This is a genomic window from Mycoplasmopsis felis ATCC 23391, assembly GCF_000701865.1.
In the GTDB taxonomy this organism is placed as follows: Bacteria; Bacillota_I; Bacilli_A; order Mycoplasmatales; family Metamycoplasmataceae; genus Mycoplasmopsis; species Mycoplasmopsis felis.
In genome coordinates this window covers 1-15,599 of sequence record NZ_JNKA01000021.1, presented here as the reverse complement: position 1 = coordinate 15,599, position 15,599 = coordinate 1, and the positions used below count along the sequence as shown (strand labels likewise).

The window sequence follows — 15,599 nt, the reverse complement described above, 5'->3', positions numbered from 1 at the left end:
AAAGTCACTAATATCATTATAAAGAAGATATGGTATAAACCCTTCTCTAGTGTTTTTTTGACAAAATTCTCAAAAGTTTTTTCACAAATTATAGAATAAGAAGTGTCTATCTATTTTTATATTATTTAATATATAGGTTCTTTGGTATGCATTATATTTACCAGATACTAGATGCATATAACCCATATTAACACCATTACCAGCTATTGATATACCTTCACCTTCAAAACTATACTTATCAATTTTATATACATCAATACCTGAGGTATAAAAATTATACATCCCGCTTTTTACCATAGCATTTGCATCCAATTTACCATTTGTTATGTTAGCAATATTTCCTATTGTATCCTCTTTTCACTCTTCACTAAACCCTTTAAATCTAACTCTTGGAACTAAAACTTTTTTCATAATTACCTTTATTTATTTAATTATAACATTATAAGTCTCTAAATACAGACATATAATGAGTATATACATTTAAATCAGTATTATTAAATAATAAAATGATATGTATTATATAACTCAAATATGTTGTATTTAAAAAAAGATTTTTTAATAGTTATTAATTTATTTCAAATTCAGAGATTTTATACATAGTAAATTAGATATATAAAAAGACGAATTTCCCTATTTTATAGGTGTTTTCGTCTTTTTATCTTAATAACTCAGAAACTCAGGATAATATTTCTGTTATAAATTATTTTTTATTCTTGACTTAAATTAGTTGTTTTTTCTTCTCATTGTAGGGAATAATAAAACTTCTCTAATAGATTCTTTGTTTGTTAATAACATAATCAATCTATCAATACCTATACCACAACCACCAGCAGGAGGCATTCCATATTCTAAAGCATCAATAAAGTCTCAATCGATTTCACTTGCTTCATCATTCCCGTTGTTTTTTTCTTCTAATTGAGATTTAAATCTTTCAAGTTGGTCTATCGGATCTGTTAACTCTGTATACATATTGGCATATTCTTTTTTGTTTATAAAGAGTTCTGCTCTCTCAGTAAATCTTGGATCTGCAGATTTTGCTGTTAATGGAGAAATTTCAATTGGATGTCCATAAACAAAAGTAGGTTGAATCAAAGTTTCTTCTATTAATTCTTCAAAAAGGGCATTAATTATATGTCCTACTTTAAAGAATTTTTCTATTTTAATTTTATATTTCTTTGCAACTTCAATAGCTTTTTCTAATGAAATATTTCTAAAGTCTTCACCAGTTGCTTCTGATACTGCATCAACCATATTAATTCTTTTAAAAGGTTGTTTTAAATCAATTTCTTGACCTTTTATTTTTATTGTATTAATATTTAATTTCTTAACAAGATATTTAAAGAGATTTTCTGTTCTCTTCATCATACCTTCTAAGTTTGAATAAGCTTCATAAAATTCAATAGAAGTAAATTCTGGATTATGAGTAGTATCAATACCTTCATTTCTGAAGATACGTCCTATTTCATAAACACGATCAATTCCACCAACTAATAATTTCTTAAGTGGTATTTCTGTTGCTATTCTTAATACAAATTCTTGGTCTAAAGCATTATGATGTGTTTTAAAAGGTCTAGCAGAAGCACCAGATAAATAATCATGTAAAAATGGTGTTTCTACTTCCATATAAGATAAATTATTAAAATATTTTCTAATTAAAGTAATAATATGTGTTCTTCTTCAAAATAAGATACGTGCTTGATCTTCAAAACTTACAATTAAATCTAAATATCTTCTTCTATATCTTTCTTCTACATCGGCTAGACCATAAAATTTATCCGGTAAAGGTTTTAATGATTTAGTTAATAGTTTAAGGAATTTTGACCTGATCGCTAACTCACCTGTGTGAGTTTTCATCACAATTCCTTCTACATAAATAATATCCCCGATATCTAAAGTATCATATAGTTTAGTTTGATTTTCATCCAATTTTTTATTAAAATAAATTTGATTTTGATGATCATAATCCTTAATAACTAAGAAAGGTCCTCTAATAGCTATTATTCTTCCTGATACTGCTACTTTTACTTGTTTTTCTTCTAATTCTTCCCTCGTTAATGGAAAGCATTTCATTAAAATACTGTCAGATAAGTGTAATTTTTTTAAACCATCTGCAGTTGAAAAAGGTTGAATCCCCAATTCTTCATATTTTTTTAATTTAGCACGTCTAACTAATTCTTGTTCTGTATGTTTTTGCATTTTTTTCCTTTATTTAAAGTTCATTTTACAAATTTTAAAAAGCGAGTCTTCACCAAATTTTTTTATAAATTCTTCTTTTTGTTCTTTGACTTTTGAATTAGCACCTCAAAGAAAATTAAAGTCTCACTCTTTATTTTGTTTTTCCATTTCAAGTATGAATATATATCTTGCTATGATTGATGCACAAGCAACTGACAAATGAATTGATTCTGCTTTGTGTTGAAAATAAACTTCAACTTTTGAGTTTGATAAAATTTGAAAAAAATTCATTTTTTCAAATTTTTCTTTATATTTGATAATTGCATTAAATGTTGAATACTGATCTATAAGGATGATTTGATTATTGTTATTTTCAATATGGTATTTTTCTTTATATTTGATAATTGCATTAAGATGAGTTAAGTATTTAATTTCATTTGAATTAAATTTCTTTGATATTAAGGAATTATAACCAGATTGACTTAACTTATATGAAGTATAAGGAATAGTATTAATTAATTTTTTACCAATATGTATGATTTGATGTTTACTTAATTTTTTTGAATCCTTAACTCCTAATTCTAATGCTCATTGTTCTTTTTCTTTAGGTAAAAAAGCACACACTGAAATAATTGGACTAAAATAATCGCCTATACCTGTTTCATCAATACCTAAAACATTTTTGTTTTGATAATCAACATTTAACAAATTATCGTAAAAATTCACTATTCTTCCTCTGCTTGACTTCTTTTATATCTTTTTTCGTTTGATTTGTTTATTTCTGCTTGAGGATTATCTAAGAATTTATTAATATATCAACCAACTCCACCCTCTTTATTTGTTTTGTTAATTTTAACTGTTGCATAACGTTTTATATCTTTAGTTGAATTCCCCATTGCAACTGATACATTAGCAATTTTAAACATAGGAACATCATTGAAACCATCACCAAGGGCAACTGTATTTTCTACTTTAACATCGTAGTATCTAATTAGCATACTTAATGCTTTTCCTTTATTAGCTGTAATGTTTGTCATATCAAACACAGGACTTAATCCTTCTCCTTTTGATCAATAAGAAAATTCTGCTAAATCTCCGTATCTTGATTTTAGATAACACCTTAATTTTTCAACATCTGTTGTTTTTTTAACATCAAAAATTATTCCTGTAGGCATTAAAGGTATTTTATGAAAATCTAAACCGACTCTTAATTTTGCTGTAGTTGAAAAACCAAAAACATTTTCTAAATCTTCATCTCTATGTTGTAATTGAACTCAGTCTGGGCCTTCAATTGCTAAATTTGTAATTTCGTTTTGGATTTTTTCATCACCTAAAATATATAATGCTTCATTTAAATTTAAATATTTTATGTATGGAATAAATTCATCATCATATGGATGATGAATGTGTGCTCCATTGTAATTAGATACAACTGTATCTAAACCTAAAGTATCATATATGAATTTAGTACTTCTTCATGGTCTCCCTGTTAAAATACAAACTATATGTCCTTCATCTTTTGCTCTTTTTATCGCTTTTAATGTTTGTTCATGAACTTGACCTGTTGCACTTGATTGCAAGGTAGTTCCATCTAAATCGATTGCAAATAAATATCTTTCTTTTTGCATTTTTACCTCACTAATTATTTTTATTGAATAAAATATGTTATTTTTTTTAATTATATCATATAAAAATTACTATTTTTATATGTAATTGATTTATAAATATGCATATTTATTATTTTTTATTACTCTGTTTTATTTTTTGTTTATAATTATCATATAACTTTAAGAAATCTATATATGAGCATAGATTATGAGGTATGAATGATTAAATATAAAAGAATTTTAATTAAACTTTCAGGCGAAGGTTTTGCTAATAAAGAAAAACATTTAGCTATTGATAATGATTTAGTTAAAAGAATAGCTTTACAACTTAAAGAAATTGTTAATAAAGGAATACAAGTTTCTATTGTTATAGGTGGAGGAAACTTCTGAAGAGGTGCATCTGCTGAAAAAAATGGTATCCCTAGAAATAGAGCTGATTACATTGGTATGCTAGCTACCATAATGAATGGTCTTGCTTTAAGAAGCGGTTTTGAATTAGTAGGACTAAAATCAAGAGTTCAGAGTTCTTTGAATATGGATCAAAAAGTCGCAGAAAATTATATTAATGAAAAAACAATTAAATACTTAAAAGATGGTGAGGTAGTCATATTTGTTGGAGGAACAGGAAGACCTTTCTTTACAACTGATACTGCTGCTACTTTATATGCATCTGAAATAGGTGCTGAAGTCATTTTAATGGGGAAAAACGGAACAGATGGTGTTTATGATAGTGATCCTAGAAAAAATAACAAGGCAATTAGGTATGACAAAATAACTTATGATGAAATTTTAGAAAAAAAATTACAAGTAATGGACTTAACTGCTACAAGTATGGCTAGAGACAATAATATTAATTTAATTATTTTTAACCTTCTTGAAGATAACTCAATAATTAGAGCACTAGAAGGTTCTATAACACACACAGAGGTAACTAAATAATGCAATTAGAAGAATATTTATTAGAATTAAGTGATAAGTGTGAAAAAGCAATTAATCACTTTAAATTTGAAATGTCAAAAATTTCAACAGGTAGAGCAAATCCACAAATAATAAAAGGGATAAAAATTAATTATTATGATTCTTTAATCTCTTTAGATGAAATCGCAAACATAAGTATCCCTGAGCCTCAACAATTATTGATTAAACCATATGATATTACATCAGTTAAAGATATAGCAAAATCAATCGAAAAAGCAAATATAGGTGTTCTTCCTGTAGACGAAGGAAATCAAGTTAGATTAACTTTTCCTTTATTAACTGTTGAACGTAGAAAAGAAATGATTAAGAACCTTTCTAAATATACAGAACAAGCAAAAGTTGGTGTAAGAAACTCAAGACAAGACATAAACAAATTAATTAAAAGTAATGAAGAATTATCTGAAGACGAACAAGAAAGATATTTAAATTCTGTCCAAAAAACTGTTGATTCTTATATTGAAAAAATTAATGAATTAACCAAGTCTAAAGAGGAAGAATTAATGAATAAATAAAAAATGGATTTTTAGCTTTAAAATCCATTTTTTATTATAAATTCGCCATTGAAACATCTTGTTTTTGTGTAGCAGATGCTACAAATAATGGTAAAGTTTCTAGATTTAACATTGAAGCAACTATACTTGAAGGAAATGTAAATAGAATTTCATTAAATTGATTTACATATGAATTATAAGTTCTTCTTGCTGCTTGCAATTCTCTTTCTAAATATGTAGATTGGTTCATTAGTTCTTTGTATAATGAACTGCTTTGTAATTCTGGATATGATTCAGAAACAGCCATTAATCTGCCAAAAACACTACTATTTAATTTTTCTAATTCGTTTGCGTTTGCAATTCCACCTTGCAATGTTAAAGCTCTCATTTTAGTAATATCTGATAATGTTTCTTTTTCAAATTCTTTGTATGATTTTACCTGATTTACTAATTTGGTTAAAGTATCATAACGTTGATTTAAAATAACGTCAATTGAGCTAGCTGCATTATTAACTTTAAATTGTAATTGATTAAATCTATTTGTTTTTACAAAGTAGTAAATTAAACTAAAAATAACTAAACCGATTACTCAAAAAAATACTTTAGAAGCAGTGCTTGCACTTGCTTTTTTTTCTGAATTATCTACGTTTGGTTGAAATCCTTCTGGATTACTTGGTTTTGATGTATTTATTAAATTTGACATTAATTCTCCTTTATTAAATTATATAAAATTAGTTAAAATCTGTAAATACTTCTACATTTTCTGGTAATTTTCTTTTTAGTTTAGATACCAGAAATTTTGGATGAAAATTAATTTGATTTAATTCATTAATATTAATTCATTTAAATGTTAATTTATGACCATTAATGTTTGTTATTATTTCTTGTTTTTCAAAAATTTCTTTATTTTTAGGAATAACTGATGCTATTATAGATAATTCATGATATTGTTTTTTATTAAATTCATTAAAAAATGATGATTCTACCAATCAATGTTTTTTAATGAATTTAACATCTAAATCTAGTTCTTCTTTTAACTCTCTTTTTATTGCATTATTTATTGATTCAGATAAATTCACCTTTCCACCAGGTAAATATCAGTAATTGCTTCAAGGGTCACTTGCTATTAATATTTTATTTTTATTTTTTATTATTATACTAACTCTATATTTAAATTTTGTTCCGTTTTGGCCTTCAAAAAATACGTCTTCCATATTTATCATCCTTCAAAAAATATAAAAAGACCACTAGACACAACACTTCCTCATATGGCTGCTATATTTCTATCCTGACCAAGTTAGTGGGTTATTGTTCCAATGGCAAAATAATTATAACATATATATTTTTATTTTAAATTACTGAATAGTTTATATATAAATGGTTAAATAAATTACCTAAATAGTTTCCTAGTTTGTATATAAAATTTACTTTTATCCCCAAAAAATAGAAACTTTCAATTTTTATCTGCTATATATTTTTATAATTTTTTATTGAAGATATTTATCGATTTATAAAACGTTGTTTTATCTAATATAGAAAAATTATATGTAAATAAATAATTAGAAAATAAATTTATTAATATCTTATATAATAAAACTATATATGAAAAGATATAAAAGTATTGAGTTGTTTGCAGGTGCAGGTGGTTTGGCAATCGGTTTAGAAAAAGCAGGTTTTGAACATATAGGTTTGGTAGAAATTGACAAAAATGCTGCTAATACATTAAGGTTAAATAGAACTAAATGAAATGTTATTCAAGAGGATATTTCAATTCTTTCAAATCAAGATTTAGAAAAGAAATTTAATATTAAAAAGTTTGAACTTGATTTGCTTTCTGGCGGTGCTCCTTGTCAAAGTTTTAGTTATGCTGGTAAAAGACTAGGTTTAGAAGATATCAGGGGAACTATGTTTTATCATTATGCAATGTTTTTAGAAAAATTAAAACCTAAATTCTTTTTATTTGAAAATGTTAAAGGTTTATTAAGCATAGATAAAGGTAAAACATTCGAAACTATTTATGATATTTTAAGTTCTAAAGGTTATGAAATTAAATATAAAGTCTTAAATGCTTATGATTATAAAGTTCCTCAAAAAAGAGAAAGATTAATACTTATTGGAATTAGAAAAGATTTAATTAATAAAGTCAATTTTAATTTCCCTTTAAAAATTGAAGAAAAAATTGTATTAAAAGATATTTTATTTAATGCACCTGAAAGTTTAGGTTCTAAATATAGTAAGGAAAAAGAAGAAATATTTAAACTTGTTCCCCCTGGTGGCTATTGAAAAGATATACCAGAAGAAATAGCAAAAAAATATATGAAGTCTTGTTGAGATATGAAAGGTGGTAGAACTGGTATTTTAAGAAAAATGAGTTTAGATGAACCTTCTTTAACTATCTTAACTACTCCACAAATGAAACAAACTGATAGATGTCACCCTTTTGAAAACAGACCTTTTAACATAAGAGAATCTGCAAGAATCCAAACATTTCCTGATGAATGAGTATTTACTGGAAATATATCAAGCCAATATAAACAAATAGGTAATGCAGTTCCTTGTAATTTAGCACTTGAAGTTGGTAAGGAAATTTATAAATCACTTAAGGAATTAAATGACAAAATATAATTTAACTTTTATCAATGAAGTTGATTTTGAAAATCATATTCTTGAAACTATATTACAATATCAAAAATCAATACAGTCTTTTGACCTTAATAAATTTTTGAAAAATAAAATAGATCCTATTAAACTTTTATTTGATAGTGTAATATACAACAATAACTTAGAAGAAACAATTAAACAAGAAATAAATAGACAAAAAGATAAAACAAACAACAACATAATTGGTTATTTTCATCAAAATATTTTTAAATACATAAAGAATTGTTATGTCCCAGAAAAAGGTTGAGATGTTATTTTTACTCATCCTAAAACTAAAATAAAATACTATATTGAAATTAAAAATAAACACAATACAATGAACTCTTCTAATGCTAAATTCATTCATAATAAAATGCAAATACATAACAAGGAAAATCCTAATGATGTTTTTATATTGGTTGAAGTTATTTCTATGCACAGTTTTAATAAAGAATGAATAATAAATAATAGTAAACCAAATCCAAATATCAGAATTATGTCTATTGATTATTTTTATGAAATTGTTACAGATATTCATGATGCTTTTATTCAACTAATTAATCAATTACAAATATCACTTAAAAACGTTTTAAATAAGTTTCCTCAAATTAAACAAAACTCTAAAGATACTGTTTTAGAAGAATTAAAGTCAATTGATGAAGATATATTAAAAACTCTTTATAAAATAACTTTTCAATCATATAATGGTTTTGATTACATGACATTAAACATGCCTATAAAAAATAATAAGAATTAAATGAATATAAAAAAGGAATAAAAAAGGAATATTATTATGCAGTTATAGTTTTAATACTTTTGAATGTACCAACATTTATTATTTCTATATTTTTTTTAATTTTTATTAAAAAAAATAAAATTTGAACTCTTCTTTGATGTATATGATAGATTAAAAAATATTAAAGAGGAAATTACAATAAATGTCATTTTTAAAAAGCATATGATTATCAAGTTCAATTATTAAGGAAATTTTTGAGAATATATAAATATTGATGCTTTTTTATCTTTTTGTTATGGATTGCAACAGCTGCTTTTTTTGTCACTTAGTTACTATGAAGGTTGATTATTTTAGCGGTATTTATGATGAAGTTTTAGATGCAACAGCTATTACTTGAATAAATTTTTTTATTATATATATGATTCAATTAATTTTTCTTTATTTAAATTTTGATAATATCTTAAAAAATAAAAATTATGATTCTATAATTGATAAATATCTGTCTTTTAAGGATAAAAGTTTTTATTTGTCAGATAAATATAATGATATAGTAATACCAAAAACGTATATCGATATAAAAAAATATGATCCTAATTGGTTTATAAAAAAATATAAGGATAATGCTTTTCATATGTATTATTTTTTCTTAATAAGAAAAACAAATGATAATTTCTTATATAAGGAAGAAATTCATAATATCATATTAAACTTCCTAATTTTTCATAAATTAAATAAAAATAATATTAGTAAATTTAGAAATGATTTAAATTTATAAAAGTGGATATATGAAAAAACTTATTTTTGGTGCTGGTGATGTTTTAAATGCCACTTCAAGTTTTGTTAGCATTTCAAACAATTATTCAATTAATCAAAATAATAAACCAGACAATAAAATTCAAAAACTTCTGCTATTAGTATAAATAAACAAATAAGTGATAAAAATATAAAAGATACTTTTAAAGAAATATCTGATTTTCTTTTAATGAATAACAAAATAAATGAAGTACAATATAAAGAAATTTATAATTCAATCAATGATAATTTAGCTAATAAGTTCAAAAAAGAATTTAGAAATGAAATATTAAAACATAGAAAAGAAATTAGAACAAATCTCCCTTATAACTAATTTATTTAACAATAAAAAAGAATTATAACAGTTAATAAATCAAAAAATTACTCTATCGCTGTTGATGATGAACAACAAAGTTCAAAAAGTATTTTAGTAAAACTTTTAGAACTTCAAGAAAAAATTAATGAAAAAGAAGAAATAAAAGAATTAATTAATAAAGAAATTAAAAGAGTTGAAGTAATTATCAAATCACTAAAAATTGCTTTAATAAGTACTTCTGTTATATCAATTTTTTCTTCATTTTTTAGTTTGTTCTTTCCTGTTGTCGGTTTTATTTCATTGGGTGTTACGATTTCTGCTATATCTTTAAATATAGCAATTAATCATTTTGAAACGCAAAGAAAATATTTATATCAAAAATTAGAGAATATGAATAAATTAAAAGTTTGAGAACCCAATCCCTTTTTATTTTTTATCTTACACAAGTGGTGCTATTAATTTAAAACAAAGTTCGATTGCTTCATTATAAATAAGAAAAAATTATTTATAAATTTTTATAATACAGATAATTATTATCTAAATTATCACCATAAAAATGAATATGAATTTATGGAGTCATATAGATTTAATTCAAGAAACATCTGAGATGGATGAAATGTTCGTAAATCTAGTGGAAATCTTCCTTTCGGTTTGGACGAACCCTTAACAATATATTCAACTTATGATGGTATTGAAAATATAAGAGGTTATGATTTATTATATGTTAAGAAGAATTCATTTTTATTTGAAACAATAAAAAATTCTTAGGGGACAATGACAATTTCATAGTTATTAGAAGATATGAATATTTAAACTATTTTGATGAACCACCTAAAAAAATGGTAGGAATTAATTTAAATTTTTTAGAGAAAAATAAAATAAATATAACCGTAAATCATAAAAAAGATTTCTTGTGATATGACGATAGATTTAGAAGACAAAATGAAAATATTAATTTGTCGCTTATAATACATAACTTACCAAAAGAAAAAAATTATTCTGATTCACTCAATCAAGCATTTTCTTGAACAAAATCTGAACAATGTTTTGTAATACCTACAAATAAAAGTTATAAAGATTTTCAGAAAATAGATAAATTCGAAGTTCTGTTATAAGAATAATTTAATACAAAAAAATGAATACATAAATTGCTTTAAATTTATTAATGTATAATATAAAAGATTTTATATAAACTATTAATATTAAAGGAGAATTAATGTCAGCAATTAAAAAAATACATGCTCGTGAAGTTTTAGACTCACGTGGTAATCCAACTGTTCAAGTTGAAGTTTATACTGAATTAGGTGGATACGGATCTGCTATGGTCCCTTCAGGAGCATCAACTGGTTCTAGAGAAGCATTAGAACTAAGAGATAAAGGTTCTAAATATGAAAACAATTGATTTGGTGGAAAAGGTGTAATGTTAGCTGTTGATAATGTTAATCAACAAATTGCACCAAAAATTCAAGGTATTGAAGTAACAGAACAACGTTTAATTGATCAAACTATGATTAAATTAGATGGTACACCTACAAAATCAAAACTAGGAGCTAATGCTATTTTAGGTGTTTCATTAGCTGTTGCAAGAGCTGCTGCAAATGAATTAGAATTACCATTATACAAATATTTAGGTGGATTTAATGCTCACCAATTACCTGTTCCAATGTTAAATGTTATTAACGGTGGAGAACATGCTTCAAATACTATTGACTTCCAAGAATTTATGATAATGCCTGTTGGAGCAAAATCTATTCGTGAAGCTTTACAAATTGCAAATTTTGTATTTCACAACTTAGCTAAATTACTAAAGAAAAATGGACATGGAATACAAGTTGGGGATGAAGGTGGATTTGCACCTAACTTCAAATCACATGAAGAAGCACTTGATTTCTTAGTTGAAGCAATTAAGGTTTCTGGTTATGTACCTGCTACTTCAGGTGATAAAGCAGTTGCTATTGCTATGGACTGTGCTTCATCTGAATTATATAAAGATGGTGTTTATACATTCGGAAAATTAAAAGAGGCAATCGAGTCTAAACAAGCAGGCTTTGAGCATTTAACTAATGTTAAATTAACTTATACAACTGATGAAATGATAGAATACTTAAAAGGTCTGATCTCAAAATACCCAATTATTTCTATTGAAGATGGTTTAGCAGAAAGTGATTGAGCTGGATTTAAAAAACTAACTGCAGAAGTAGGAAAAAAAGTTCAAATTGTAGGTGATGACTTAACAGTAACAAATACTGAAATCTTAAAACGTGCTATTGAAGAAAAATCAATGAACTCTATTTTAATTAAAGTAAATCAAATTGGTTCATTAACTGAAACATTTGATGCTATTCAAATGGCACAAAAAGCTAATATGACAGCTGTTGTATCACACCGTTCAGGTGAAACTGAAGATACAACTATTGCTGATATTGCTGTTGCTATGAATGCAGGACAAATTAAAACAGGTTCTATGTCAAGAACAGATCGTATAGCAAAATACAATAGATTATTGGCTATTGAAGAAGAATTAGGTATGTCTTCAGAATTCCAAGGAAGAAATTCATTTTACAATATTGAAAAATAAATATTAAGAACCAGGAAACTGGTTTTTAATATTTATTTTTCTTTCTCTTTTGTGAACATAATTAAGATTTTTGTTTTTTATCTAAAACAAATAAATTTAACTTTCTAAATCAATGGTTTAATCCGCTCTTGCTTATTATTATATTATGTTCTACTTCTAATCTCTTAGATAAATCTTCAAGTGAAATTCAAGGATTTTCTAGTTTAATTCTAAACATGACTAATTGATTTTCTGTGAACTCGTTTGAATAATTATTACCTAGAATATAATTAATGTTTTCTATATATTTGATTGAGCTGTTTGCAATTTTTTGTAAATTAGAAATATCAATATTGTTCATTCGGTTTGAAGTGTTTTCTAGATCCCTATTTATTTTTATATTTTGTAAAATAAATCAAGATTTTTTAGCAGATATAGCCGATAAAAAATCTAATAGGTTATCAAGTTTTTTTATATATGCATAATATTTTTCTTTTCTTTTTAATAAGTGAAAATCAAAATCATATTCATTTAATTTTTCTATAATTTGCTCAGTATGTTCTTTGTAATTAGTTTTAATTTCTAAATGATATGAAGTGGAATTTTTGTCTGAGATGCTTCCGCCTCCAACAAAAATACCACCAAAAAACGCAGTTAAAAATTCTTTGAAGTCTGTTTTTAAAATAAAATTATTTTTATGTATTTTAATTTGTGTTTTTTTTGCATCAAAATTAATTTTGACTTTATCTAGTTTAGATTTTAATTTATTTAAAATGTAAGTATTTCTAATATTTAGAACATAATAATCATCTTTTAAAATAGCATTAGAAAAAATAACTCCATTCAAAAAAGAAGTAATTTCCTGGTTTTTCTTTAAATTATTTATTACTTCTTTTTTTATTTCTCATGCAAAAGAAGATTTATTATTAGTCATTATTTTTATATTATATTAAATTTATATAAGTTTTTTATTTTAATATAATATATAAATATGAATAAACAAGCAAAAAAATGAATAATATTAATTTTTATATATTTATTAATATTTATTTCTTTTTCAACAGCACATTTATTTTTATTTTGAAGTAAAACAGTTTCATCTACCTTGTTTAGTATAAATATTATTTTTGTATCAATAATTATTTATTTATTGAATAATAATGTATACAATAAAACAAAAGAGTATAAACATAGAAAAGAAAATAATGTATTAAAAATAATCTTAATTATTTCTATGGTTATTGGCACTATTTTAATAATCATTGGAACAATTGGTTTTGTTTTATTAATATTATAGGGTGAAAGAAAATATGCTATTATGAGTTTATATTCTATAACATTTGGTTTTATTTGTCCAATAATAGTTAAAGTAGTTTATTCAGAAAAACTACCATATGAGAAGAATAAATTTATGAGAAAATTATTCACTTTTGAAAAATAAAATATCACTAAATTATTAGTGATATTTTAAAATCCGAAATTACCAAATCCTCCGAAACCACCCGATTTAAAGTTTTTTGACATTTCTGACATTCTTTTAACCATAGATTCATAATCAGATATTAATTTGTTGTATTCTTGAGCAGTTCTTCCACTTCCTTTTAAAATTCTTTCCTTGCGTGATGCTTGTTTTAGTAATTTAGGATTCATTCTTTCTCTTTTTGTCATTGAAGACATTAAGATTTGAAACACATACATTTTTTCTTCGGCTTTATCTATTTGATCTTCACTAATTTTTGAAGATAAATTACCTGGTAACATTTTTAATATTTTTGAGAATTTACCTAAGTTCTTTACTTGTTTGATTTGTTCTAATAAGTCATCTAATGTAAAATCACCAGAAAACATTTTGTGAACCATTTTAGTTGCTTTATCTTCATCTATAACATCCTGTGCTTTTTCTATTAAAGACATAACATCACCCATACCTAAAATACGATCTGCCATTCTTTCAGGATGGAATAAATCTAAATTACTTACTTTTTCACCAGTACCTATAAATCTTATAGGTATATTTAATATATAACGTAAACTCAGAGCAGCACCACCGCGAGCATCAGAATCTAATTTAGTTATAATTGTTCCGGTTAATTTTAAATTCTCGTTAAATGTTTTTGCAACATTAATTATATCTTGACCACTTAATGAATCTGCAACAAAAAGTATTTCATCTGGTTTTGAAATTTTCTTTACTTCTTTTAATTCATTCATTAAAGGTTCATCAATTGATAATCTACCTGCTGTATCTATAATTATTAAATCATTATTATTTTCTTTTGCTTTAATTAGGGCATTATTAATAATATCATTTACTGGTAAATTTACACCCTGTTCATAATAATCTATCTGAATACCTTTAGCTAATGTAACTAATTGTTCAACAGCAGCTGGTCTATATATATCTGCTGCAACTACTAGTGGTTTTTGTATCATCTTTTTCTTTTTGAAGTAATAAGCAAGTTTTGCTGTAGCAGTTGTTTTTCCTGAACCTTGTAAACCTGTCATTAAGATAATATATGGTTTTTTATCTATATTTAATTCTTGTGTTTTAGAACCTAAAATGGATACTAATTCATTGTGTAAAATTTTAATAAAGTGTTGAGATGGATTTAATTTACCTACTATTTTTTCTTCTAATGCTTTTTCTTTTACTTTTGAAATAAATTCCTTAACTACTTGTAAATTAACGTCTGCTTCTAATAAAGCAAGTTTAATGTCACGCATTATTTCTAAAATATCCGCTTCATTTAAAGTAATTTTTTTTGAAATTTTTTCTATAGTTTTTTGCATTCTTTTTTCTAAAAAATCTAACATAATTTAATTATACAATACATATTGTTTTATTATTTAATAATACTGATTTAAATGTATATGCTCATTATATATCTGTATTTAGAGACTTATAATGTTATAATTAAATAAATAAAGGTAATTATGAAAAAAGTTTTAGTTCCAAGAGTTAGATTTAAAGGGTTTAGTAATAACTGGGAGCAAGATAACATAGGAGAAGTTTTTGAATTAACAAGAGGTGAAGTTTTATCTCAACGCAAAATAAGGAACAAAAAGATGGGTGAATATATTTATCCAGTCTTTTCTTCTCAAACATTAAATAATGGTCTTTTGGGATTTTATAATAATTTTTTATTTAAAAATAGTATAACCTGAACTACAGATGGAGCAAATGCTGGAACAGTTTTATACAGAGATGGTTTATTTTATGCTACAAATGTTTGTGGTGTTATGCTCCAAAAAACAAGTATAAAACCAAGTTCATATTTTGCACATGAAATAAATGTTAAAGTAAAAA

The 15,599-nt window shown here is 24.5% G+C and carries 21 protein-coding genes and 1 other RNA gene; 12 read left to right on the top strand and 10 right to left on the bottom strand.

Translation table 4 applies throughout. The annotated features are described in order from the left end of the window. The 4 genes from T405_RS02740 to T405_RS02725 form a co-directional block, all read right to left on the bottom strand. Positions 1–411 (bottom strand): restriction endonuclease subunit S (locus T405_RS02740; protein WP_051619551.1); only part of this gene is annotated, 411 nt, incomplete at its 3' end. A gap of 312 nt (positions 412–723) precedes the next feature. Beyond that, positions 724–2,196, bottom strand: coding sequence for a lysine--tRNA ligase (lysS, locus tag T405_RS02735; RefSeq protein ID WP_036430847.1), 1,473 nt, complete (start codon positions 2,194–2,196; stop codon positions 724–726). Positions 2,197–2,205: 9 nt separating this feature from the next. Further along, a complete protein-coding gene (locus T405_RS02730) occupies positions 2,206–2,901 on the bottom strand; it encodes a ribonuclease HIII (protein ID WP_051619550.1) in 696 nt (231 codons plus the stop codon). Beyond that, entirely contained in the window at positions 2,901–3,803 is a 903-nt protein-coding gene (locus T405_RS02725) for a Cof-type HAD-IIB family hydrolase (protein ID WP_036430844.1), read from the bottom strand. Before T405_RS02725 ends, T405_RS02730 begins: the two co-directional genes overlap by 1 nt. Before the next feature lie 198 nt (positions 3,804–4,001). On the opposite strand from T405_RS02725, the gene pyrH reads away from it, so the two are divergent. Together pyrH and frr are read left to right on the top strand one after the other, a co-directional pair. Next, positions 4,002–4,721: a UMP kinase gene (gene pyrH / locus T405_RS02720; protein WP_036430842.1), complete on the top strand. Its 720-nt coding sequence runs from the start codon at positions 4,002–4,004 to the stop codon at positions 4,719–4,721. Then, positions 4,721–5,272 (top strand): ribosome recycling factor, encoded by a 552-nt coding sequence (frr, locus tag T405_RS02715; protein WP_036430840.1) that lies wholly within the window; start codon positions 4,721–4,723, stop codon positions 5,270–5,272. The genes pyrH and frr overlap by 1 nt, the downstream gene beginning before the upstream one ends. Positions 5,273–5,306: 34 nt before the next feature. Here frr and T405_RS02710 read toward each other — a convergent pair whose 3' ends face one another. From T405_RS02710 to ffs, 3 genes are all read right to left on the bottom strand, one after another. Beyond that, positions 5,307–5,954, bottom strand: a complete 648-nt coding sequence (locus T405_RS02710) for a LemA family protein (RefSeq protein WP_036430838.1) — start codon at positions 5,952–5,954, stop codon at positions 5,307–5,309. Between the two features lie 28 nt (positions 5,955–5,982). Then, positions 5,983–6,465 (bottom strand): NUDIX hydrolase, encoded by a 483-nt coding sequence (locus T405_RS02705; RefSeq protein ID WP_051619549.1) that lies wholly within the window; start codon positions 6,463–6,465, stop codon positions 5,983–5,985. A gap of 24 nt (positions 6,466–6,489) precedes the next feature. Beyond that, positions 6,490–6,574, bottom strand: an RNA gene (ffs, locus tag T405_RS03800) — signal recognition particle sRNA small type. A 279-nt stretch (positions 6,575–6,853) separates the two neighbouring features. Here ffs and T405_RS02700 point away from each other — a divergent pair. From T405_RS02700 to T405_RS03865, 5 genes are all read left to right on the top strand, one after another. After that, positions 6,854–7,876 (top strand): DNA cytosine methyltransferase, encoded by a 1,023-nt coding sequence (locus T405_RS02700; protein ID WP_036430836.1) that lies wholly within the window; start codon positions 6,854–6,856, stop codon positions 7,874–7,876. Further along, positions 7,863–8,648, top strand: a complete 786-nt coding sequence (locus tag T405_RS02695; protein ID WP_036430834.1) for an Eco47II family restriction endonuclease — start codon at positions 7,863–7,865, stop codon at positions 8,646–8,648. Before T405_RS02700 ends, T405_RS02695 begins: the two co-directional genes overlap by 14 nt. 313 nt (positions 8,649–8,961) lie before the next feature. Continuing rightward, positions 8,962–9,402 (top strand): hypothetical protein, encoded by a 441-nt coding sequence (locus tag T405_RS02690; protein ID WP_036430831.1) that lies wholly within the window; start codon positions 8,962–8,964, stop codon positions 9,400–9,402. Between the two features lie 10 nt (positions 9,403–9,412). Further along, positions 9,413–9,547 carry a hypothetical protein gene (locus T405_RS04070; protein ID WP_258408966.1) on the top strand — a complete coding sequence of 45 codons (135 nt, stop codon included), beginning with the start codon at positions 9,413–9,415 and terminating at the stop codon, positions 9,545–9,547. 62 nt (positions 9,548–9,609) lie between these two features. Further along, positions 9,610–9,753, top strand: a complete 144-nt coding sequence (locus T405_RS03865; protein ID WP_156951245.1) for a hypothetical protein — start codon at positions 9,610–9,612, stop codon at positions 9,751–9,753. 47 nt (positions 9,754–9,800) lie between these two features. Here the strand turns inward: T405_RS03865 and T405_RS02685 are convergent, their stop codons facing one another. Next, positions 9,801–10,154 carry a hypothetical protein gene (locus T405_RS02685; protein WP_036430829.1) on the bottom strand — a complete coding sequence of 118 codons (354 nt, stop codon included), beginning with the start codon at positions 10,152–10,154 and terminating at the stop codon, positions 9,801–9,803. 151 nt (positions 10,155–10,305) lie between these two features. On the opposite strand from T405_RS02685, the gene T405_RS02680 reads away from it, so the two are divergent. From T405_RS02680 to eno, 3 genes are all read left to right on the top strand, one after another. Further along, positions 10,306–10,503, top strand: a complete 198-nt coding sequence (locus tag T405_RS02680; protein ID WP_036430827.1) for a hypothetical protein — start codon at positions 10,306–10,308, stop codon at positions 10,501–10,503. A 71-nt stretch (positions 10,504–10,574) separates the two neighbouring features. After that, a complete protein-coding gene (locus T405_RS02675; RefSeq protein WP_036430825.1) occupies positions 10,575–10,850 on the top strand; it encodes a hypothetical protein in 276 nt (91 codons plus the stop codon). A gap of 101 nt (positions 10,851–10,951) precedes the next feature. Beyond that, positions 10,952–12,313 carry a phosphopyruvate hydratase gene (eno, locus tag T405_RS02670; RefSeq protein WP_036430823.1) on the top strand — a complete coding sequence of 454 codons (1,362 nt, stop codon included), beginning with the start codon at positions 10,952–10,954 and terminating at the stop codon, positions 12,311–12,313. Positions 12,314–12,374: 61 nt separating this feature from the next. Here the strand turns inward: eno and whiA are convergent, their stop codons facing one another. Continuing rightward, positions 12,375–13,226: a DNA-binding protein WhiA gene (gene whiA / locus T405_RS02665; RefSeq protein ID WP_036430821.1), complete on the bottom strand. Its 852-nt coding sequence runs from the start codon at positions 13,224–13,226 to the stop codon at positions 12,375–12,377. A gap of 57 nt (positions 13,227–13,283) precedes the next feature. Here whiA and T405_RS02660 point away from each other — a divergent pair, with 57 nt between their 5' ends. After that, positions 13,284–13,589, top strand: coding sequence for a hypothetical protein (locus T405_RS02660; RefSeq protein WP_036430819.1), 306 nt, complete (start codon positions 13,284–13,286; stop codon positions 13,587–13,589). 170 nt (positions 13,590–13,759) lie between these two features. Here T405_RS02660 and ffh read toward each other — a convergent pair whose 3' ends face one another. Continuing rightward, positions 13,760–15,106, bottom strand: a complete 1,347-nt coding sequence (gene ffh, locus T405_RS02655; protein ID WP_036430818.1) for a signal recognition particle protein — start codon at positions 15,104–15,106, stop codon at positions 13,760–13,762. A 120-nt stretch (positions 15,107–15,226) separates the two neighbouring features. Between ffh and T405_RS02650 the strand changes: the two genes are divergently transcribed. Further along, positions 15,227–15,599, top strand: a 373-nt coding sequence (locus T405_RS02650) for a restriction endonuclease subunit S (protein ID WP_198763726.1), incomplete at its 3' end; no start/stop codon positions are given.